Raw genomic sequence first — 22,276 nt, 5'->3', positions numbered from 1 at the left:
ATCTTATTGCTGGAAATCGGGCCGGCGGCCGCAAGTCATCCCGACCGGCCTCTGCCGAAGATCGCGTCGAGCGCGGCGAAATATGTGCTTTCGACCAGCTCCGGCGCATGCCGGCCGAGCGCCTCCATCTTCACGCCCGAATTGATCTCGAGCACCTGCCAGTGTCCATCGGCCAGCACGAGGTCGACCGATGCGTAGCGGATGCCGATGACGCGTGCCGCCGCGGTGGCGAGTGCGGCACAGAGGTCCCGCTGCGCGCCTGGTTCGAGCAGCACTGGCTGAGCTCCGAATTCGAGATTGTGCCGCCAGCTCAGCAGGCGCTGCTCGCCGCGCGGCACGACGGCGCGCAAGGCCGACGCGTCGAATTCCGCATCGAGGCGCCGCAGGAGCTGGGCGTGCCCCGTGGCCGGAGTGGCCGCCAGCGCGAGGGCGAGCAGCGGCTGCACGCCATCGCCGGCCACGATGGGGCGCTGCTTGCGGTAGACGATCAGGGACGCGTCATCGAGCTGCACGACACGGACTTCGTCGACGATGTCCATGAGCGGCGCGATCGCGACATTCGCGCCGGTCTCGAAGATGCTGTTCACTGCGCGCAGCAGGTCATCCTTCGCCGTGACGCGGACCACCGACCGTCCAGAGGTCCCCTCGTTGGGCTTGACCACCAGCCCGCGCGGATGCGTTTCGAGCAGCGCCAGCGCGGCCTCGGCCATCTGCGCCGACTGGCCGCCGAGGGCCGGCGCCAGAAAGAATGCGTGTGGAACCGCGGCAATCCCGTCGGCTCTCAGCAGCGCCGAGGTCGCCGCCTTGTCACAGGCCAGTCTGTGCGCCACCGCACTGTTCAGGCCGAGATCATAGCCGAAGATCAGGTGACGCCGGGTGGCATCCTCGAGCACCAGCAGCCAGCCGTCCTCCCGCACGTCGAGCGCGATGCCTCGTTCGGCGCAGTAGCGGGTGATGGCGGCGAGCTGGGCCTGCGGATGGTTAATCATTGCTCAAGGATTGGGCCAGAGATGCGGAATTAAAGTGCTGGAAAATCGGAATATCGGCAAGTAAATTACCCATATCGTTTGTGTACGAACGAATGCCCGATCGAGGCGAATCCGGACATCAGCCGGCATGCATTTGATCGTGATCAATGGTGCGTCCATGCGGGTTGATTATTCGCTGTTTTCACGTACATCAGGCGCCGAAATCGCTGGATCTATAGGGTTTTGCGGTCCTGCCTCCGTCACGACTTGTTTCTTCCAACTTCAGCCCACGTGAAAAAACAAACGACATGAGCGCGTTCTATAAAGAGAAAGTTCTTTCCGTTCACCACTGGACGGACACCCTGTTCTCCTTCCGAGCCACCCGCGATGCGGGCTTCCGCTTCCAGAATGGTCAGTTCGCGATGATCGGCCTCGAGGTCGAGGGCCGCCCGCTGCTGCGCGCCTACAGCATGGCCAGCGCCAATCACGAGGAGGAACTCGAGTTCTTCAGCATCAAGGTGCAAGACGGCCCGCTGACCTCCCGGCTGCAGAAGATCAAGGAAGGCGACACCATCCTGGTCGGCCGCAAGGCGACCGGCACGCTGATCCCCGACAACCTGCTGCCCGGCAGCCGGCTTCTGCTGCTGTCGACCGGCACCGGCCTTGCCCCGTTCGCCAGCCTGATCAAGGACCCCGACGTCTACGAGCGGTTCGAGAGCATCGTGCTGGTCCATGGCTGCCGCCAGGTCGCCGAGCTCGCCTATGGCGAGAGCGTCGTCGCCAAGCTGCGCGAGGACGAGTTGTTCGGAGAACTGCTCGACGGCAAGCTGCAGTATTATCCGACCGTCACACGCGAGCCGTTCCGCAACCGTGGCCGCATCACCGACCTGATCTCGTCGCAGCAGCTGTTCAACGATATCGGCCAGCATGAGCTCGATATCGCCAAGGACCGTATCATGATGTGCGGCAGCCCGGCGATGCTGGAGGAGCTCAAGACCATGTTCGAGTCGCGCGGCTTCCTCGAAGGCAGCGGCAACGAGCCGGGCCATTTCGTGATCGAGAAGGCCTTCGTCGAGCGCTGAGCCGTCGCCCCTTCGTCTCCGACTTTTCTGAAAGAGCGCCTCGACGCAATCGGGGCGCTCTTTTCGTTGGCAATATCCTCCTTGCGCGTTTCGAAGCGGCTGTGCGATTTTCGGCAGCAAGACCGGACCTGCAGACGTCCGGCGCGACACAGGGAGGGGACTTGGATTGCCTGAGCGGCGGCCATCCCCGATACAATAAGGGGTACGGCCATGGATTCCATCGTTCGCAGGCAGACGCTCGGTGACCTCCTGCGGCGGAGCGCGGCGCGCACGCCGGGAAAGACGGCCGTGATCTGCGGCGAGGTCAGCTGGACCTACGCCGAGTTCAACGCCATCGTCGACCGCCTCGCGGCCGGCCTCGCCACCCGCGGTGTCGGCAAGGGCGAGCGCGTGGCCATCCTCGCCCGCAATTCGCATGCCTTCGCGGCCTTGCGCTTCGCGCTGGCGCGGCTCGGCGCCGTGCTGGTGCCGATCAACTTCATGCTCAAGCCCGAGGAGGTTGCCTACATCCTCAAGCATGCCGGCGCGCGGCTGCTGGCGACCGACAGCGGCTTTGCCGGCGTGGCCCGCGCCGCCAAGACGCTGGTGCCGGCTGTCGAGCAGATGATCTGGCTGCCGTCGGAAGGTCCGAGCGAGCGGCAAAGCGACATGATCGACTTTGCGGAGCTCGCGGCGTCGACGGCGACGGTGCCTGCCGTCGAGATCGCCGGAAGCGACGTCGCGCAGATCGTCTACACCTCTGGTACGGAGTCGCTGCCGAAGGGCGCCATGCTCACCCATGACGCCGTCATTTGGCAGTATGTGAGCTGTATCGTCGATGCTGGCATCGCCGCCGATGACGTCACCCTGCACGCGCTGCCGCTGTATCATTGCGCGCAGCTCGACGTGTTCTTCGGCCCTTCGATCTATGTCGGCGCGACCAACATCATCACGGCGTTTCCGACGCCCGACAATCTGCTGCCGCTGATCGCGAAATATCGGATCACATCGTTCTTCGCGCCGCCCACCGTCTGGATCTCGATCCTGCGCTCGCCGCTGTTCGAGACCACCGACGTATCCACTTTGCGCAAGGGCTATTACGGCGCCTCGATCATGCCGGTCGAGGTGCTGCGCGAGCTGGCGCAGCGGCTGCCCAAGGTGCGGCTGTGGAATCTCTACGGCCAGACCGAGATCGCTCCGCTGGCGACGATGCTCGGTCCCGAGGATCAACTGCGCAAGCCGGGCTCTTGCGGCCGCGCCGTGCTCAACGTCGAGACGCGGGTCGTCGATGACGACATGAATGATGTCGCACCAGGCGAGGTCGGCGAGGTCGTGCATCGCTCGCCGCATCTGATGCTCGGCTACTTCCACGACGACGAGCGCACCGCCGCCGCCTTCCAGGGCGACTGGTTTCACTCCGGCGATCTCGCGACCATCGACGGGGAAGGCTACATCACCATCGTCGATCGCAAGAAGGACATGATCAAGACCGGCGGTGAGAACGTCGCCAGCCGCGAGGTCGAGGAGGCGCTCTATCTGATCCCGGAAGTGTCGGAGGTCGCCGTCGTCGGCCTGCCGCATCCGCGCTGGGTCGAGGCCGTTGTGGCGATGGTCGTGGTCAAGTCCGGCTGTGAGCTGACCGAGGCGGCCGTGCTCGAGCAGGCTTCGGCCAGGCTGGCCTCGTTCAAGACGCCGAAGCGGATCGTGTTCGTCGATGCGCTGCCCAAGAACCCCAGCGGCAAGCTGCTGAAGCGGCAGTTGCGCGAGACGCATTCGGGGCTGTTTGCGCAGGGGTAAGCGGCTGCCGTCGTCGAGCAACGCGTAGCGGCGCCGGGAGTCCCGGAGGCCGGCCCGGCGCTGCGGCTCGATCCCGCAGCGCGGCAGTCGATAGAAGGCGGCTATCGACGTTGTGATATGATCGATGGCCGATTGCGCGCGCTTGTGTAACGATTGCTTCGCGATATCAGTAGTATCGTGATCAAAGATCTTCCACGAGCCGCCCCGAGGCCTTCCATGGATACGCTGCTGCTCCCGTTTTCGCCGCGCTTCATCGTGCTGACGATCTGCGCCACGGCGACCGCTTTGCTGCTGATCCTCGGCATCTACGACCGCAAGATCTTTGATCTCGTCCTGATCCCGCTGTTGATCTTCGGCGCGCTCACCCTGCTCGGCGTGCGCGACCTCATGCAGAAGAGCCACGCGGTGCTGCGCAACTACCCGATCGCGGCACACCTGCGTTTCCTGCTCGAGGAGATGCGGCCTGAGATGCGGCAGTATTTCTTCGAGAGCGAGAAGGACGGCATGCCGTTCTCGCGCGACACCCGTGCGGTGGTCTATCAGCGCGCCAAGATGGTGCTCGACAAGCGCCCGTTCGGCACCCAGGAAGACGTCTACCGCGAGGGCTATGAATGGATGCACCATTCAATGTCGCCCAAGCCGCGTGCGGAGGAAAAATACCGCATCACCATCGGCGGCCCCGACTGCGCAAAACCCTATTCCGCCTCGGTGTTCAACATCTCGGCGATGAGCTTTGGCGCCCTGAGCCCGAATGCGGTGCGCGCACTCAATGGTGGCGCCAAGCGCGGCGGCTTCGCGCACGACACCGGCGAGGGCGGCTTCAGCCCGTACCATGCCGAGATGGGCGGCGACATCATCTGGGAGATCGGATCCGGCTATTTCGGCTGCCGCCGCCATGACGGCACGTTCGACCCCGACGCGTTCGCGCGGGTCGCAGCCGCCGAGCAGATCAAGATGGTCGAGCTCAAGATCAGCCAGGGCGCCAAGCCCGGCCACGGCGGCGTGCTGCCGGCGGCGAAGGTGTCCGAGGAGATCTCCAAGATCCGCGGCGTCGCGATGGGCGAGGACTGCATCTCGCCGGCGGCGCACCGCGCGTTCTCGACGCCAATCGGGATGATGCAGTTCATCGGCGAGATGCGGCGGCTGTCGGGCGGCAAGCCGGCCGGCTTCAAGCTGTGCATTGGCCATCCCTGGGAGTTCCTTGCGATCTGCAAGGCGATGCTGGAGACCGGCATCTATCCCGACTTCATCGTGGTCGACGGCAATGAGGGCGGCACCGGCGCGGCGCCGCTGGAGTTCATGGACCACCTCGGCATGCCGATGCGCGAGGGCGTCAATTTCGTGCACAATGCGCTGGTCGGGCTGAACGTCCGCGATCGTATCAAGATCGGCGCCTCCGGCAAGATCGCCACCGCCTTCGACATGGCGCGCGCGATGTCGATCGGCGCCGACTGGTGCAACTCGGCGCGCGGCTTCATGTTCGCGCTCGGCTGCATCCAGTCCTTGAGCTGCCACACCGACCGCTGCCCGACGGGCGTCGCGACGCAGGATCCGACGCGCGCCCGCGCGCTGGTCGTGCCGCACAAGCTCGACCGCGTCTACAACTATCATCACGCGACCCTGCATGCGCTGGCCGAACTGCTCGCCGCCGCCGGCCTCGAGCATCCGCAGGATCTGCGGCCCATCCACTTCTCACAGCGGACGTCGACCACCGATGTCTCCTCCTTTGCCAAGCTGTATCCATCGCTGCGGCCGGGCGAACTGCTCGAGGGCACCCAGGACGTCCGCTTCCGCGACGCCTGGGCGATGGCGCGAGCCGATACGTTTGCGGCGGTGCAGTGAAACGCCTTGCGTGATCGTTCTTGGGAACTTTCCGGCTCCAATTCCATCTAAGCCACGTGTACTCAGCTTGGATGATCGACAATGCCTTGGACCACAGCGACCACGGTCTCCGCGGCGACGAGCGGCGAGGATGACCTGATCCGACGGGCGAAAGCCCGCGACGAGGCGGCCATTCGGGCCATCCTGCAGGCCAACAACCGCCGCCTGTTCCGGATCGCCCGCGGCATCCTGCGCAACGACAGCGAGGCGGAGGACGTCGTGCAGGAAACCTATGTCCGCGCACTCACCCACCTGGACGCGTTTCGCGGCCAGTCCAGCCTGTCGACGTGGCTGGTTCGCATCGCGATGAACGAAGCGATGGGGCGGCTGCGCGGGCGGCGACCCGCGCTGCAACTGGATGCGGAGCGAGAGAACAAGCCTCGGGCCGAGGTGATCCAATTTCCCGCCACGTCGAGCGATCCGGAGAAGTCGGTGGCGCAGCGCCAGATCCAGGCCGTCGTCGAGCGGGCGATCGATGACCTGTCCGAGCCGTTTCGCCTGGTGTTCATCGCCCGCGTGATCGAGGAGATGAGCATCGACGAGACGGCGGACTTGCTCGGATTGAAGCCCGAGACCGTGAAGACGCGCCTGCATCGCGCCCGCGGTATGCTGCGTGAGAACGTCGAAAAAGAGATCGGTCCCGTCCTTCTGGACGCGTTTCCCTTCGCCGGCCCGCGTTGCGAGCGGCTGACCGAGGCCGTGCTCGATCGTCTTCGGCGTCCGACCTGAAGATTCTCGGGAACGTCGGCTCCCGCTTTTCATCCAATCCCTGTGCAGTCATTCACCCGCCGGCCACGAGCTCCGGCGGCACAGGAGATGAGAACCATGTTCAAGCATATCGGCACGATCGCCCTCGCGCTCTGCCTCACGAGCAGCGTGGCCCTGTCGCAGGGCGCCAAGCTCAGCGATCCGCAGATCGCGCATATCGCCTACACCGCCGGCGAAATCGACATCAAGGCAGCGAAGCAGGCCTTGGACAAGTCCGGCAGCAAGGAGATCAAGGAGTTCGCGCAAGGCATGGTGCGGGACCACGAGGCGGTCAACAAGCAGGCCCTCGCCCTGGTCAAGAAGCTGAAAGTGACGCCGGAAGACAACGACACCAGCCGCGCGCTGTCGAAGCAGGCGAGCGAGAAGCTCGACGAGCTCAGCAAGCTCAAGGGCGTGGCATTCGACAAGGCCTATATTGCCAACGAGGTCGCCTACCACAAGACGGTGAACGGCGCGCTGGAGACGCAGCTCATTCCGTCCGCAACCAACGCCGAGCTGAAGGAGTTGCTGCAGACCGGCCTGAAGCTCTTCCAGGGCCACGAGCAGCACGCCGAGCATGTCGCGGCGGATCTGAAGTAGGACGATCCGATGCTGTCGGGACGCATCACTCTCGTGAGTGTGGTTGTGCTCGCCGCCATGAGCGTTCCGGCGCGCGCTGCCACGATCCGGATCTTGGTGGACAAGCTCGAATTCTCGCCGGCCGTGGCTTCGGCCAAGGTCGGCGATACCGTCGAATGGGTCAACAAGGATGCGCTGGCTCATACGGCCACGGCGCGGGATGGCGCCTTCGATGTCACTTTGCCGCCGAGCAAGACGGTGAGCTCGGTCCTCAAGAAGGCGGGCACGGTCGACTACTACTGCCGCTTTCATCCCAACATGAAGGCGACACTGACCATCGCGCCGTGACGCCGTTGGCCTCAATGCGGGTTCTCCAGGCTGAAGGTCTCGGACTGCTCGTCATAGGCGAACAGCTCGGCATAGCGGCCCCATGACACGATGGTGTGCAAGGTCTCGTCGGCGTAGTGCTCGGACATGTAGTCCTCGAGCTCGATGCGGAAGCGCGCAGCCGGAGCGGCGTGCGAGGGGCGGTCGTCGAGCACGCGGCGGATCAGCCCCATCAGCGGCACGTTCTCCATCAAATGCTTCGCGAACAGCTTCTTGCGCTCGTCGGTCTCCTGATGGGCGAACCGCCGTCCGTCCTCGGTCAAGGTCAGGTCGCCTTCACTGAGCTGGGCGAAGCGCAAGAGCTGAAGCGCTTCGGCCAGCGGAAAGATCTCGTCGACCTCGAGCTGCAGATGGCCCGCCAGCACCGGCAGGTCGGCATGCCCATTATAGGGTTCGCCGGCGAGCGTCTCGATCAGGCCGGAGATCGAGTTCGACGACACGTGGTTGAGCACCATGCCCACGCCGGCGCTGGCGGTGCTCGGCAGCTTCGGCTCGGGCCGCTGCGTCATGCGGGCATAGAGACTGTCGACGAGCTGGCGGAACGCGGGATCGAGCCGGTTGCGCGGATGCGGCAGGTCGATCCTGAACTCGGCGGCGACGCGGCCGGGATTGGACGAGAACACCAGGACGCGGTCGCACATCAGCACCGCTTCCTCGATGTTGTGCGTCACCATCAGCACCGACTTGATCGGCAGCCGGCCGTCGGTCCAGAGATCGACGAGGTCGGTGCGCAGCGTCTCGGCGGTGAGCACGTCGAGCGCGGAGAACGGCTCGTCCATCAGCAGGAGGTCAGGATGCACGACGAGCGCGCGGGCAAAGCCGACGCGCTGGCGCATGCCGCCGGACAGCTCCTTCGGAAAAGCCGATTCGAAACCGTCGAGACCTATCAGGTCGATCGCGGCCAGCGCGCGTTTGCGCCGCTCGGCACTGTCGACACCGAGCGCCTCCAGGCCGAGTTCGACGTTTTGCAGCACGGTGAGCCAGGGAAACAGCGCGAACGACTGGAACACCATGGCGACGCCAACAGGGGGGCCGGCGATGATCTCGCCGCGGCATCGTGCTTCGCCTGAGGATGGCGACACCAGGCCGGCGATGATCCGCAGCAGGGTCGACTTGCCCGAGCCGGAGCGTCCGAGCAGGCCGACGATTTCGCCGGCTCGGATCGTGAGGTCGACCTTCTCCAGCACGACGAGATCCTCGCCGCTGCCCTTCGGGAAGAGCCGGCTGACGCTCTTGATCTCGATCAGCGATGTGTCCTTGACCTGGTCGCGCATGATGATCTCTCCCGGTCAGCCGAGCCGCAGCCGGCGCTCGCCGAAGGCATACAGCGGCCGCCACAGCAGCCGGTTGAACAGAGTGACGAGGATGCACATCACGGCAATGCCGAGTACCACGCGCGGAAAGTCGCCGCGCTCCGTCGCCGCGGCGATGTAGGCGCCGAGCCCCGACGCCGTCAGATGCGTGTCGCCCCAGCTCGCGACCTCGGCGACGATCGCCGCGTTCCATGAGCCGCCCGAGGCGGTGATGGCGCCGGTGATGTAATAGGGGAAGATTCCGGGCAGCACGACCTTGAACCACCAGCGCCAGCCGGTCAGGTGCAGGCTCGCGGCCGCCTCGCGCAGGTCGGTCGGGAAGGCGCTGGCACCGGCGATGACGTTGAATAGGATGTACCATTGCGTGCCCAGGATCATCAGCGGGCTCAGCCAGACATTGGCGTCGAGGCGAAAGCGCACGATCAGCACGACGAACACCGGGAAGGCGAGGTTGGCCGGGAAGGCGGCGAGGAACTGCGCCAGCGGCTGGATGCGCTCAGCGAGCTTGGGCCGCAGCCCGATCCAGACGCCGACGGGGACCCAGATCAGCGACGCCAGCCCGATCAGCACCACCACGCGGATCAGCGTGATCAGGCCATAGCCGATGGCGGAGAGGACATCGGCGGGCGCCAGCGTGGCCGAGAGGTAGAGGTACGTCTTCCAGCCGGCATAGGCGCAACCGAGAACGACGACGGCGAGCCAGAGGCCGTCGACGAGCTGCGACGGTGGCGCGTGCCGCACCGGGCCGCTCCAGGTTTTAGGCCAGTTGATCCGCAGGTTCGAGACGGCGCGATTGACCGCGGCGAACGGGACGGACAGCGAGCGCAGCGCGCGGGTGCGCCGGAACAGGTCGAGCATCCACGAGCTCGGCGGATTGCCCGAGGCGGTCTGCTCGAAGCGGAATTTGTCGGCCCAGGCCACGATCGGACGGAACAGCAGCTGATCGTAGGCGGTGATGACCAGCAGCATGGTCAGCAGCGCGGCGCCGATCGCGGCGAGATCCTTCTGCTGAATTGCCAGCGCGACGTAGGAGCCGATGCCGGGCAGGGTGACGGTGGTGTTGCCGACCGTGATCGCCTCGGAGGCCACGACGAAGAACCAGCCGCCGGACATCGACATCATCGCATTCCAGATCAGGCCGGGCATCGCATAGGGGACGTCGAGCCGCCAGAAGCGCTGCCAGCCGGAGAGGTGGAAGCTGCGCGTCGCCTCCTCCAGATCCTTCGGCACGTTGCGCATCGACTGGTACATGCTGAAGGTCATGTTCCAGGCCTGGCTGGTGAAGATCGCGAACACGCAGGCGAGCTCGGCGCCCAGCACCTTGCCGGGGAGCAGGTTCATGAAGAACACGACGGTGAAGGTGAGGAAGCCGAGGATCGGCACCGACTGCAGGATGTCGAGCAGCGGGATCAGCACGATCTCGGCGCGCCGGCTCTTGGCCGCCAGCGCGGCGTAGACGAAGGTGAACACGAGCGAGCACGCGATCGCGAGCAGCATGCGCAAGGTCGTGCGCAGCGCGTAGAGCGGAAGGTTGGCCGGATCGAGCGACACCGGGGCGGTATCCAGCGCCGACAGCGGCTGGGTGGTCTGCTCGCCGCCATAGACGATCAGCACCATCGCGCCCACCACGATCACCAGCGCGACCACGTCCCAGATGTTGGGACGGACGGCGTCGCGCAGCACTGTGGTCCGGAGCTCCTGAAGCATCATCGGCGTGTCTCGTCTTGTCGTCCGCAGCCATCGGCGGTGGCTGCGGACGGTGCTTGTCATGGCGTATGGGCTGGTTCGCGCCGGCTGGGCTGCCGACCGAATCCGTACCCTAAGTGCCCTGTGTGATGGTTTGATATCAAGCGGCGGCGGCCGGGATCCGGTACCACATGTCGGCCTATCAAAGGATACGCAGGCCGCGTCTTCACGTTCCCGCGACATCGGCTGTCCGGGGTATGCCTGATCGCGCGCCACTCGCTCGATCTGCGCCTCCGCCGCGTGCGAGGGAGGTCGCATCGCATGGCAGATGCGAAGCGGGTGCGAGAATGCTCCGGCGGGGCGCACTGTCGTTGCGGCGACAGCACGGGTTCAGCTACCCCACATTCGGCTCGCCGCCCTCCGGCGCGAGCCTGGTCGCCAGGATCTTGTCGATGCGGCGGCCGTCGAGGTCGATGATCTCGAAGCGCCACCCCTGCAGCTCGAAGCTCTGGCCGACCTCGGGCACGCTGCCGAAGTGCTGCAGCACCAGGCCGGCGACGGTGTGATAGCCGCGATGTGGCGGCACCTCGATGGCGAGGACGTCGGCGAACTCGTCGAGCGGCATCCAGCCGGAGACCAGCAGCGAGCCGTCGTCGCGGCGGACGCAGGCGGGCTCGGGGGGACCCTGCTCGGACGAGAATGCGCCGACGATCGACTCCAGAATATCCGCCGCGGTCACGACGCCTTCGAACGCGCCGTATTCGTCGTGGACCAGCCCCATATGCACGGGCGCTACCTTGAGGATCGCGATCACGTCGCGCGCATCGACGGTGGAGGGAATGATCGGCACCTCGCGCACCAGGTTGCGCAGGTCCGGCGTCTCGTCGCGCAGATAGGCCGCCAGCAGGTCCTTGGCCTGGAGCACGCCGATCGGACGGTCGCGCTCGCCGTCCGACACCGGCAGGCGCGAATGCGGGCTCCTGGCGAGCAGCTCGCGAATGGCCTTGGGATCGTCGTTGAGGTCGACGACGTCGACCTCGGGACGCGGCGTCATGATGGCGCCGACCGGGCGGTCGCCGAGCCGCATCACGCCCGCGATCATCTCCTTCTCGCCCGGCTCGAGCACGCCGGCAGTCTCGGCCTCGCGCACCAGATGATGGATCTCCGCCTCCGAGACCTTCTCCTCGGCCTCGCCGGAACGGCCGAGCAGCGTCAGGATCAGCTTGCCGGAAAGGTCGAGCAGGACCACCAGCGGCAGCGACACCTTGGCGAGCACCTGCATGGCCGGCGCGACGCGGACGGCAATCGCCTCGGGATCACGCAGCGCGAGCTGCTTCGGCACCAGCTCGCCGACGATCAGCGTGGCATAGGTGATGATGGTGACGACCAGGCCGACGCCGACGATGTCGGCGACGGAAGCCGACAGGCCGAGCTCCAGCAGCGATTGCGTCAGGCGCTGGCCGAGCGTGGCGCCCGAGAACGCGCCGGAGAGCACGCCGACCAGGGTGATGCCGATCTGCACCGTCGACAGGAATCGCCCCGGGTCGGACGCCAGCGTCAGCGCCCGCCGCGCGCCGGACACGCCTTTCTCGGCCAGCATGGCCAGCCGGGCCGGCCGCGACGAGACGATCGCGAGTTCGGACATCGACAACAGCCCGTTGACGACGATGAGGACGACGATGATGGCGAGTTCGACTGAGAGCATTTCGACCTGTGAGCGCCCGAAGGGGCGGGGAATGGAGACAGGTCCTAGCATATGGGGATGGCAAGCGCCCAATGCCGCATTGCGGTAAGCGCATGGGGGACTGCACCCTGGCGGCAGGTCAGCTTGGCGCACCGACGGGCGCATCATCCTCCGCTGTCGTCCCGGCCTTGAGCCCGGACGACACCCATTTGTGGCGCGAATTGTGGCTCTCATCGGCGCTCGACTGCCGGCCTCGACGGCGGCGCAGCCTGTCGCCCTCAGAAATCCCCGTGCAACCGCCCGGAGAAGATCGACACCGGGCCGCGGTCGGCGTTGTAGGCGGGGTTGTTGACGAACTGGTAGTCCGCCGTGAAGGTCAGGTATTTGTTGATCGAGTAGGCGTAGTAGGCCTCGATGATGTTCTCGCGTCGATAGTTCAGCGCACCATCGCCGATCAGCGGGCCGAGGCCGCCGGCGGCGAGGAAGGCGCGGTGGTCGCGCGACAGCCCGTTGGTCACGCCGGCGAGGCCGATCGTATCATCGGGACGGCCCCAGCGCGTGCCCTTGATCGAGGTGCCGAACGACAGGCTGTTGTCGATGTCGGTGAAGGCCATGATCTCGGTCTTGCCGTCGTTCCAGCTCCAGCGGCCGAACAGGCCGAGCTCGTCTGACAGCGCCTGGTCGAAAGAGACGACGTAGCCGTATTTGGGGCGGCCGCGGCGGGTCTGGGTGATGTCGGCATTAAGCGCGGGATTGTCCAGCGTCTCGCGGTAGCTGCCGGAGAAGGTGTTGTTGAAGAAGCCGATGGTGCGCAGGTGGCCCGGCTGCGAGAACAGCTGATAGCGCGTCTCCAGCTCGACGACATAGCTGCCGCGCCTGAACACGTTCGTGTCGAAATTGTTGGAGTTCGAGGTGGCGTCGACCAGGAAATAGCCGGCGCGCAGCGCCCAGTTCTTCTGGTTCAGCTCGGCGGTGGCGCCATAGGTCAGGCCGAGCTTGTCGGCGGCGTAGTCGAAGGCGCCGGGCGCCCAGATCGACCAGTTCATGAAGTCCTTGCGCGCATCCTTGGCGTAGGCGTTGCCGTCGAACACGTCGAGCACCGGAAATTTGCCGATCTGCACCGTGAGACGCGAGATGTCCTGCTTGCCGGAGAGCTGCAGCTGGCCGCTGCCGAGCTGTTCCTGCTCGCCGCCGAAGCCGAAGGTCTGGCGCAGGAACAGCCGCGAGGTGTTGTAGTGCGGATAGGGGAAGTCGGACTTCTGCGCTTCGCCATTGGGGAAGCCGCCGAGTCCGACGGTGTTGCTGAGGCCGAAGCCCTGCAGCAGCTCGGGATTGTAGTAGACCTCGCCGCCGTCCCACAGCCGCGCGTTGATGTACAGGCTGTTGCTCCAGGTCTCCTGGAATTGGCGCGCGGGTGTCAGGCTGTTGGCGCCGGTGTAGGCGGCGCGGAACGCCGGATAGCCCTGGCCGATCACGGTCGCCTGGCCGTGGATCTCCCAGCGGTCGGATTCGGGATCGGACGGATCGCTCTTGAGCTTCAGGTCGGGACCGCTGGCGAAGTCGAGCTTCCGGTTGAGCCCGACCCGCAGGGTCTGGAAGTCAAGTTGCGAATTGTAGCTGGCTCCGTTGGAGAAGCGGACGCCACCGTTCTCGAAATGGCTGTAGAGATATTCGAGGCGCCAGCTCCAATGCGGCGCAAAGCTGCGTTCGATGCCGACGCCGGCGGCCCAGCCGAGCCGCGTCGTCAGCAGTTTCTCGGTGTCGCCGGCTGCATTGGTGTTGATGAAGCGGCCGCCGGTCCAGGCAAGTCCGCCGGTGGCATAGACCAGCCAGTCGCCCCTGATGTAGCCGACGCGGCCGCGGGCGGTGGCGACATAGTCCCACAGCTCCGAGACGTTCGAGCCGGGCGTGCCGAGCATCGCGACGGTGTGGTTGGAGGTGAGATAGTTCGGAAAGCTGAAATCGCCCTCGAGCCCGAGCAAGAGCCCGGAGCGGGTGACCCAGTTGTAGCCCGCCTGAACGCCGCCAGTGAGACCGCTGAAAGGGCTGCCGGTGCTGACCGTGCCGCTCGGGTCCGTCAGGGTCGCCCGGCCGTGGTCACGTGTATAGCCGGCATGGACGCCGACATAGAGGCCGGTCCAGTCGAACACCGTCTGCGCCATCCGGGCCTTGACCGGCAGGTCGGCGGCAGCGGCGGGGGCAGCGAGCGCGGCGATCATGGCACCGGCCGCGATCACTTCCCGGGTGCAGTTCGAACGGATCATGGCGGCGGATTCCCAAGGCAAGGCAAACGACACAGGCAACGTCACAACTGATTGCCCGCGCACAGTCACGAGAAGATTACGGAGTCGTCGATGTTTGATCGGAAGTGTGGATGATACGCGGCAATCCAGGGATGATTTATATTGCGATTAATTCGCAAGAGCAAGCGTGGGGCGATCTGACCCGGTTTCTGATCGAGGGTGTTGCGCCCACGCAACAATCGGCCCGCCCGGGTGGCCGGGCGGGCTGTCGAGATCGCAGATCGGGGCAGGTAGACGCCCGGCCTTGGCGAATTTGGCGAGGCGAGCCTTGGCCGCGGCTGGGCGGGGCGCGACGAAAGCCCAGCATCAATAGCCGCAGGCCCTGACCCGGCCGACATACTGGCCGTAGACGTTGTACTGCGGCACCCAGCGGCAGTACCGATAGCCACCGCCATAGTAGTAGCCGTCGTTGCTGGCGGCGATGGCGCTGCCGACGACGGCGGCTCCGACGAGGCCGGCACCGACGCCCCAGCCCCAATGGTGATGATGGAAGCCGTTGGCCGCGGCAGGCGTCGACGTTGCGGCGATGCTGCCGGTCACGGCGAGAGCGGTCAGCGCGAGGGCGGCAATCTTGGTCTTGATCGACATGGTGAAGGCTCCTGTTTGTTGTTGCGGCAGCCGGCGTCGGCCGCTTGCCAAATTGGACGGAGCCTTTTCGAAACCGGTTCGAATCGCCTGATCGCGATCGACGCCGTTCGAAGATTCATCAGAAGATCCAGAGTGTTATCTTTGGCTCAGCCGCCCGGCAGGGGGCCGCGGCGAAGCGTGTTCACGTCGAAGTTATCGATGTCCGCCAGCAGCGCACAGAACGCCCGCGCGCCGTGGTCGAGCACGCGCTCGCCCTTCTCCGCCGACGCCTGCGTGGCATCGCCGACCGCGCCGCCCGCATTCAGGTCCTGCGTCTGCCAGGCCATCGGCGCCGGCCGCTGCGTCGAGAGCACCTTGTAGGTCGTTTCCATCTCAGCGCCGCGCGAGGAGAATGCGGCGATCGCATCGCTGCGCACCAGCGTGGGATGGCGGGCCAGCATGATCGAGGTCTCGACGGCGCCGCCGTGAATGCCGTGCCGCAGCTCATCGAGCGAGAACAGGCCGTCGGGCGCACCGAAGCGCGACCACGACGTCGTCACCACCAGCATGCGGTGATCAGCGCGCAGATCCTGTGCGACCAGGGTCATCGCGGCACTGTTGCCGCCATGGCTGGAGACGATCACGAGCTTCCTGATCCCGGCGCGCGCGACGCTGTCGCCGAGCGCACGCCAGCTCCGCAGCGCGACCTCGGTCGGCATGGTCAGCGTGCCCGGATAGTCGATATGCTCGGTCGAGATCCCCACTGGCTGCACCGGCAGGACCGTCACCGGCAGCGACGGCGGCAGCAGCGCGCGCACCTGGGCGAGATAGGCCTCGGCGATGTAGACGTCGGTGCCGAGAGGCAGGTGCGGGCCGTGCTGCTCGGTGGCGGCGAGCGGCAGCACTGCGATCCAGCGCGCGCTCTCGGGCGTTCCCGCCTCGGACGTCGCCAAAGCGGGCCAGTGCAGCTCGGTCCAGTCGCGGGGCGGCAGGGTCATCGCGCGGGCAGTTTCCTTCGTCCGTGGGGCAGGGTAGGTATCACCCGAACGATCTTAACATGTTCAGCCAGAAAGAACCGGGGAGACCAGACATGGCGCAGGCGCTTCTGCCGCGAACGTTAATGGCGGCATTGCTGGTCCTCGGCGGGACTTTGGGCGGGATGATCTCGGCGGCCCATGCCCAGACCCTGGACAAGGTCTCGTTCGGCACCAACTGGGTTGCCGAGGCCGAGCATGGCGGCTTCTTCCAGGCGGTCGCCGACGGCACCTACAAGCGCTACGGTCTGGACGTGACGATCGTGCCGGGCGGTCCGAACGAGAACAACCGCATGCTGCTGATCTCGGGCAAGATCGAGTTCTTCATGGCCGCGAACACGCTGATGTCGTTCGACGCGGTCGCCAACAACGTGCCGGTGGTGTCGATCGCGGCGATGTTCCAGAAGGACCCGCAGGTGTTCCTGACCCACCCGGAGTCCAGGATCACCAAGCTCGACGAGCTGAAGCCGCTGACCCTGTTCGTCTCCAAGGAAGGCATCTCCAGCTACTATCAATGGCTGAAATCGGAATACGGTTTCTCCGAGAAGAACGTCCGCCCCTACACGTTCAATCCGCAGCCCTTCATCGCCACGCCGCAGAGCGCAATGCAGGGCTATGTCACGTCGGAGCCGTTCGCGGTCGAGCGCGCCGCCGGCTTCAAGCCCGGCGTGATCCTGCTCGCAGACAACGGCTTCAACACCTATTCGACCCTGATCGAGACGCGCCGCGACCTGATCGAGAGCAAGCCGGACCTGGTGCAGCGTTTCGTCGATGCCTCGATCATCGGCTGGTACAACTACATCTACGGCGACAATTCCGCGGGCAATGCGCTGATCAAGAAGATGAACCCGGAGATGACCGACGACCTGCTGGCCTATTCGGTCGCCAAGATGAAGGAGTACGGCATCGTCGATTCCGGCGACAGCGTGGAGAAGGGCATCGGCGCCATGACGGAGGAGCGCATCGCCAGCTTCTTCGACAAGATGGTGCGGGCCGGCGTGGTCAAGTCGACGATCGACTATCGCAAGTCCTACACGTTGCGTTTCGTCAACAAGAGCGTCGGCATCGATCTCCGGCCGAAGAAGTAGGACGCTTGAGCGGCACTTTCAGCAAATGAGCTCACCCCTTTCGTCCGAGCGCGCCGTCGCGACCGCGGTACGCCTGCGCGGCGTCACCAAGGTGTACGAGTCCGGCGTCGCCGCGCTGGGGCCGATCGATCTGACCATCGCCAAAGGCGAGTTCGTCTCGCTGCTCGGCCCCTCCGGCTGCGGCAAGTCGACGGCGCTGCGGCTGATCGCAGGCCTCGCGCGCCCGAGCGGCGGCGCGGTCGATGTCGCGGCGTCCGCGTCCGAGACGCATCCGGGCCATCGCATCGGCTTCGTGTTCCAGGAGCCGACCTTGATGCCCTGGACCAGCGTGCGCGACAATGTCGGATTGCCGTTGAAGCTTGCGCATGTCCCGGCCATGGAGGCGCGGCCGCGGATCGATGCGGCCTTGGCGCAGGTCGGCCTGTCGGATTTTGCCGATGCTTTCCCGCGCGAATTGTCCGGCGGCATGAAGATGCGCGCCTCGCTGGCGCGGGCGCTGGTGACGCGGCCCGACATCCTGCTGATGGACGAGCCGTTCGCGGCCCTCGACGAGATCACGCGCTTTCGCCTCAACAACGACCTGCTGGCGCTGTGGCGCAGCCTGAACATGACCGTCCTGTTCGTCACCCATTCGGTGTTCGAGTCGGTCTACCTGTCGCAGCGCGTGCTGGTGATGACGGCGCGGCCCGGCCGGCTCAGTGCCGAAATCCGGATCGACGTCGACTCGCGCGATGATGCGTTCCGGGCCTCGCCGGACTACGCCGCATACTGCCGTCGCGTCTCCGACGCGTTGGCGCCGGCCTACACCGGAGTGCATGCGCTGTGAGCGGTGCCTCCGAGCGAGCGACATCCGTTGCGGGCGAGCGGCTGGCGAGCCTCGCCTTTCCGGCCTTGGTTTTCGTCGCAGCGATGACGGCGTGGGAGTTGGTGGTGCGCGTCAACGGCATCCAGCCCTATGTGCTGCCGGGCCCGCTGCTCATCCTGAAGACGTTGGTTGCCGACTGGGACATTCTGGCGCAGTCGCTGCTGACGACACTGGTCACCACGCTCGAAGGCTTCATCGCTGCCGCGCTCGGCGGCATCGCGCTGGCGCTGTTGTTCAACCAGTCGAGATGGCTGGAATGGGCGCTGTTTCCCTATGCCGTGGTGCTGCAGGTCACCCCCGTGATCGCGGTCGCGCCGCTGCTCCTGATCTATCTGCCGCAGCAGACCGCGGTGGTCGTATGCGCCTGGATCGTCGGCTTCTTCCCGGTGCTGTCCAACACCGCGCTCGGGCTCAACTCGGTCGATCGCAATCTCGCCGGCCTGTTCCAGCTCTACGGCGCCTCGCGCTGGCAGACCTTGCGCTATCTGAAATTGCCCGCCGCTCTGCCCTACATTCTCGGCGGTCTGCGCATCGCCGGCGGCCTGTCGCTGATCGGCGCCGTCGTCGCCGAGATCGCCGCGGGCAGCGCCGGCGCGGGCTCAGGGCTCGCCTATCGCATCGCCGAATCCGGCTATCGTCTCAACATACCCCGCATGTTCGCAGCGCTGGTGCTGCTGTCGGTCGCCGGGATTGTCATCTATGGCTTGCTGGCGCTAGTTTCGCACCTCGTTTTGCGGCGCTGGCACGAGAGCGCGCTTGGAAAGGACAACTGATGGCGGCTACTTCGTCTGACAAGATCGATGTTCTGATCTATGGGCCGCTGCGGCCGATCCTGGAGAAAGGGTTCCCGGACGGCTTCACCGTGCACCATGCGACGACGCAGGCCGATCTCGAAGCGCTGCCGGCGGACGTGAAAGGGCGGATCCGCGGCGTCGCCGTGACCTTCCATACCGTGAAGACCGATGCCGCCGTGATGGCGATGCTGCCGAAGCTGGAGATGATCGCAAGCTTCGGCGTCGGCTATGACCATATCGCGGCCGCCCATGCCGGCCAGCACGGCATCATCGTCACCAACACGCCGGACGTGCTGACCGAGGAGGTCGCCGACGTCGCGCTCGGCCTGCTGATCGCCACCTGCCGCGAGTTCATCAAGGCCGATCGCTTCGTGCGCTCCGGCGAGTGGACGTCGAAGCCCTATCCGCTGAGCGTCGGCTCGCTGCGCGACCGCACCGTCGGCATGGTCGGCATGGGCCGCATCGGCCAGGCGATCGCGCGCCGGCTCGAAGCCTCGCTGGTGCCGGTGGTCTATCACTCGCGCAACCCGGCGGCGGGCGTCACCAACAAGCACTATCCCGACCTGCTCGCGATGGCCAGGGACGTCGACACGCTCATCGTGATCGTGCCCGGCGGCGCCGGCACCAACAAAATCGTCAACGCCGAGGTGCTGAAGGCGCTGGGGCCGCGGGGCGTCGTCGTCAACGTCGCCCGCGGCTCGGTGATCGACGAGCAGGCTTTGGTCGCGGCGCTGAAGTCCGGCACGATTCTCGGGGCCGGCCTCGACGTGTTCGAGAAGGAGCCGGCGGTACCCGACGAGCTCAAGGCGATGGACAATGTCGTGCTGCTGCCACACATCGGCTCGGCTGCCATCGTAACCCGCAACGCGATGGATCAGCTGGTGGTCGACAATCTCAAGGTCTGGTTTGCCGGCAAGCCGCCGCTGACGCCCGTTCCGGAAACGCCGGTGAAAGGCCGCTGATGAAACGCTCGCTCCCAATGCTGATCGCGCTGCTGTCGTCAGTGGCGAGCGTCCCTGCCGTCGCGCAGGACGCCGCCGGCCTGAAGAAAGCGATGATCGGGCAGTGGGAGCTTGCGACCACCGAGCGCAGCAAGACCTGCGTCGTGACCCTGAAGCCGGACGCGGCGCCGCGCGGGCAGAAGCTCGAGCTGGAGCCGAGCTGCGCCGCCGCGCTGCCCTTCACCAAGGACATCGCCGGCTGGAACGTGAAGGGCCTCGACATCGTCAGTCTCCAGGCCGCCAATGGCGAAGCGGTGATCGACTTCACCGAGGTCGAGGCCGGCATCTTCGAGGGACTGCGCCAGGGCGAAGGCGTCTACATCCTGCAGAACCTGGCGGCGGCGCGGTCGCTGGCGAAATCGATGGACCAGATGATCGGCGACTGGGCGATGGTCCGCGGCAATGGCGCCACGATCTGCAGCCTGGTGCTGACCAACAACGACGCCGGCCACGACAATTTCCAAGTGTTCGTGAAGCCGAAATGCGACCCCATGATCGCAGCGTTCGCGCCGAGCCAGTGGCGGCTCGAGCACGGCCAGATGATGCTGATGTCGGACCGCGGCGAGACCTGGCGGTTCGAGGCGGACGACAATGCGCAGTGGCGGCTGGTGCCCGACAGCGCCAATCCGCTGATCATGCTCAGGCAGTAGGACGAGACGCGCGCCGTTGAGCGCCCTTGCCGCGCGGCGGGCAAGCTTCTTCCGGCATCGGATTTGGTTAACGGCCGGTTACACGCCTGTTCCACTGATTGGAACTTGTTGTTTACGCATCTTGCGTCTGATGGTTGTACTCCATCGAGGGGGACCGCCATGCGTGAGTTGTTGCGCCGGTTCAACAGGTCGCTGCCGTCGTTCAGCCTCAACGACAAGATCTCTGCGGCTGCGGCCGCGTTCGCCGTCCTGGTGATGCTGTCGACACTGGGCGCGCTGTCGGCGCTGCGCGAGCAGCGCCTGTTCTACGATCGGCTCGAAGCGCTTTCCATTGCAGCCCACAACATCGAGCGCACCAACGCGCTGATCTACGCGGTCGTGATGGAATCGCGCGGCATCTACATGTCGTTGGACCGCACCGTCGCGCGGCGCTACGCCGATTCGCAGCTTGCGAAGATCGCGCAGCTGAGCAAGGTGGTCGACGAATGGGAAAGCCGGGTCACAGATGACGACGCCGCGCTGTTCGCCCCGTTCAGGAAGCGGATCGATCAGTTCGTCGCATTCCGCACCGAGATGGCGCGGCAGACGATCTCGGTCGGATCGTCGGTGGCGCGCGAGCTCGGCGACAATGACGAGAATCGCGCGGTGCGCACCGCGCTCAACGAGGACCTCGAGAAATTGTCGCGGCTCTATGCCGACCGCACCCGCGAGCTCGGCGAGGCGGCCGACGCGCGCGGCATGGCCGCGTTCTATCTGGGCGCGCTCGGGGCGGTGATCATCCTGCTGATCGCAGCCGCGGCGCTGGCGCTGCGCTGGGGCGTGCTGATGCCGCTGCTGGACATCGCCCGCGTCACCGACCGCATCGCCGCCGGCCGCATCAAGCTCAAGATTCCCCATGCGCGGCGCCATGACGAGATCGGACGGGTCGCCCATGCGGTGGAGACTTTCCAGAACGGCGCCTTCCGGATTCAGGAGCTCGAGCAGCACGAGGTCGAGATCGAGCGCCAGCACGCCGACATCCTGCGCGAGCACGAGCGGCTGGAGCAGGGCGCGCTCAGCAACCAGCAGCGTCTGGATGCCGCGGTCGCCAACATGGCCCAGGGCCTGATCATGCTCGACAGCTTCGGCTACGTGCTGATCGTCAACGAGCAGTACCGCAAGCTCTACGGCCTTCCTGCCTCGGTTGCGAAGCCCGGTGCGCATGTACGCGAGATTCTCGCACATCGCGCCAAGCTGGGCCTGCTGCGCGAGAAGCCGTCGGAGTTCCTCGCCGCGCTACGGGAGCGCATGAAGGAGCGACGGGCCGAGATCGTCGAGGTCGAGCTCGCCGACGGCCGCATCATCCGCATCTCGGAGCGTCCGATGGACGGCGGCGGCTGGATCGCCACTCATGAGGATTTCACCGCGCAGCGCCGTGCCGAGCGCAAGCTCGCGCGCGCCGAATATTTCCTCGCCGCATTGCTGGAGAACATCCCGCAGGCGGTGCTGGCCAAGGATGCGCAGTCGCTGCGCTACATGTTCGTCAATCGCGCCGCCGAGCGCCTGTTCGGCGTGCCACGCACCGACATCATCGGCCGCACGCCGGGCGAACTGTTCTCCGCGCCGACCGGCGCAATCCTCGAGGAAGCCGCCCGCGACCAGCTCGCAGGGCGCGGCGACGATGAGCCGCGAGCCCATAGCATCCTCACACCCGGGAACGGTCCGCGCGACATCGTCGTGCGCCGGCTGCCGGTCTCGATCGGCGAGGGCGAGCCGAAATATCTCCTCAGCATCATCGAGGACCGCACCCAGGATCAGCGCGTGGCGGCATGATGCGTCACGTGGCAAGGCCGTGGATTGCCCTGCCTTGACGTCGCCTTGATCTGCATCAA

General features: G+C 65.9%; 19 protein-coding genes. 12 read left to right on the top strand and 7 right to left on the bottom strand.

Going from position 1 to position 22,276, the window contains the following annotated elements; translation table 11 throughout:
* Positions 1–35: 35 nt before the first annotated feature.
* Entirely contained in the window at positions 36–989 is a 954-nt protein-coding gene (locus QX048_RS11440; protein ID WP_315825488.1) for a RimK-like protein, read from the bottom strand.
* A gap of 287 nt (positions 990–1,276) precedes the next feature.
* On the opposite strand from QX048_RS11440, the gene QX048_RS11435 reads away from it, so the two are divergent.
* The 6 genes from QX048_RS11435 to QX048_RS11410 all read left to right on the top strand — a co-directional run bounded on the left by QX048_RS11435 (position 1,277) and on the right by QX048_RS11410 (position 7,381).
* Positions 1,277–2,050 carry a ferredoxin--NADP reductase gene (locus QX048_RS11435; RefSeq protein ID WP_315715287.1) on the top strand — a complete coding sequence of 258 codons (774 nt, stop codon included), beginning with the start codon at positions 1,277–1,279 and terminating at the stop codon, positions 2,048–2,050.
* Between the two features lie 210 nt (positions 2,051–2,260).
* Complete coding sequence (locus QX048_RS11430) at positions 2,261–3,826, top strand: acyl-CoA synthetase (protein ID WP_315752268.1); 1,566 nt, start codon at positions 2,261–2,263, stop codon at positions 3,824–3,826.
* 216 nt (positions 3,827–4,042) lie between these two features.
* Positions 4,043–5,668 (top strand): FMN-binding glutamate synthase family protein, encoded by a 1,626-nt coding sequence (locus tag QX048_RS11425; RefSeq protein ID WP_315752267.1) that lies wholly within the window; start codon positions 4,043–4,045, stop codon positions 5,666–5,668.
* 81 nt (positions 5,669–5,749) lie between these two features.
* Positions 5,750–6,436: an RNA polymerase sigma factor gene (locus QX048_RS11420; protein ID WP_315752266.1), complete on the top strand. Its 687-nt coding sequence runs from the start codon at positions 5,750–5,752 to the stop codon at positions 6,434–6,436.
* A gap of 96 nt (positions 6,437–6,532) precedes the next feature.
* A complete protein-coding gene (locus QX048_RS11415; protein WP_315825487.1) occupies positions 6,533–7,054 on the top strand; it encodes a DUF4142 domain-containing protein in 522 nt (173 codons plus the stop codon).
* A 9-nt stretch (positions 7,055–7,063) separates the two neighbouring features.
* Positions 7,064–7,381, top strand: coding sequence for a cupredoxin domain-containing protein (locus QX048_RS11410; protein WP_315825486.1), 318 nt, complete (start codon positions 7,064–7,066; stop codon positions 7,379–7,381).
* Between the two features lie 11 nt (positions 7,382–7,392).
* Here QX048_RS11410 and QX048_RS11405 read toward each other — a convergent pair whose 3' ends face one another.
* From QX048_RS11405 to QX048_RS11380, 6 genes are all read right to left on the bottom strand, one after another.
* Complete coding sequence (locus QX048_RS11405) at positions 7,393–8,694, bottom strand: nitrate/sulfonate/bicarbonate ABC transporter ATP-binding protein (RefSeq protein ID WP_315752264.1); 1,302 nt, start codon at positions 8,692–8,694, stop codon at positions 7,393–7,395.
* 15 nt (positions 8,695–8,709) lie between these two features.
* Positions 8,710–10,443: an ABC transporter permease subunit gene (locus QX048_RS11400; protein ID WP_315825485.1), complete on the bottom strand. Its 1,734-nt coding sequence runs from the start codon at positions 10,441–10,443 to the stop codon at positions 8,710–8,712.
* A gap of 370 nt (positions 10,444–10,813) precedes the next feature.
* The gene (locus tag QX048_RS11395; protein ID WP_315752262.1) at positions 10,814–12,124 is read right to left on the bottom strand and encodes a hemolysin family protein; all 1,311 of its coding nucleotides are present in this window, start codon (positions 12,122–12,124) and stop codon (positions 10,814–10,816) included.
* 257 nt (positions 12,125–12,381) lie between these two features.
* On the bottom strand, positions 12,382–14,367 hold the full coding sequence (locus QX048_RS11390; protein ID WP_316200505.1) for a carbohydrate porin: 1,986 nt from the start codon (positions 14,365–14,367) through the stop codon (positions 12,382–12,384).
* A gap of 345 nt (positions 14,368–14,712) precedes the next feature.
* Entirely contained in the window at positions 14,713–14,994 is a 282-nt protein-coding gene (locus QX048_RS11385) for a hypothetical protein (protein ID WP_315752260.1), read from the bottom strand.
* A gap of 146 nt (positions 14,995–15,140) precedes the next feature.
* A complete protein-coding gene (locus QX048_RS11380; RefSeq protein WP_316200506.1) occupies positions 15,141–15,971 on the bottom strand; it encodes a creatininase family protein in 831 nt (276 codons plus the stop codon).
* A gap of 122 nt (positions 15,972–16,093) precedes the next feature.
* Here QX048_RS11380 and QX048_RS11375 point away from each other — a divergent pair, with 122 nt between their 5' ends.
* The 6 genes from QX048_RS11375 (at position 16,094) to QX048_RS11350 (ending at position 22,217) form a co-directional block, all read left to right on the top strand.
* Complete coding sequence (locus QX048_RS11375) at positions 16,094–17,095, top strand: ABC transporter substrate-binding protein (RefSeq protein WP_315752323.1); 1,002 nt, start codon at positions 16,094–16,096, stop codon at positions 17,093–17,095.
* A 25-nt stretch (positions 17,096–17,120) separates the two neighbouring features.
* Positions 17,121–17,921 carry an ABC transporter ATP-binding protein gene (locus tag QX048_RS11370; RefSeq protein ID WP_315752258.1) on the top strand — a complete coding sequence of 267 codons (801 nt, stop codon included), beginning with the start codon at positions 17,121–17,123 and terminating at the stop codon, positions 17,919–17,921.
* An 83-nt stretch (positions 17,922–18,004) separates the two neighbouring features.
* Positions 18,005–18,733 (top strand): ABC transporter permease, encoded by a 729-nt coding sequence (locus QX048_RS11365; RefSeq protein ID WP_315715432.1) that lies wholly within the window; start codon positions 18,005–18,007, stop codon positions 18,731–18,733.
* On the top strand, positions 18,733–19,716 hold the full coding sequence (locus QX048_RS11360; RefSeq protein WP_315825482.1) for a 2-hydroxyacid dehydrogenase: 984 nt from the start codon (positions 18,733–18,735) through the stop codon (positions 19,714–19,716). The genes QX048_RS11365 and QX048_RS11360 overlap by 1 nt, the downstream gene beginning before the upstream one ends.
* 92 nt (positions 19,717–19,808) lie before the next feature.
* Positions 19,809–20,405 carry an AprI/Inh family metalloprotease inhibitor gene (locus tag QX048_RS11355; RefSeq protein WP_315715433.1) on the top strand — a complete coding sequence of 199 codons (597 nt, stop codon included), beginning with the start codon at positions 19,809–19,811 and terminating at the stop codon, positions 20,403–20,405.
* A 159-nt stretch (positions 20,406–20,564) separates the two neighbouring features.
* Entirely contained in the window at positions 20,565–22,217 is a 1,653-nt protein-coding gene (locus QX048_RS11350) for a PAS-domain containing protein (protein ID WP_316200507.1), read from the top strand.
* Positions 22,218–22,276: the final 59 nt, after the last annotated feature.

The organism is Bradyrhizobium sp. SZCCHNS30572 (assembly GCF_032484415.1).
Classification (GTDB): domain Bacteria; phylum Pseudomonadota; class Alphaproteobacteria; order Rhizobiales; family Xanthobacteraceae; genus Bradyrhizobium.
This window is presented reverse-complemented; position numbering and strand designations above follow the sequence as displayed.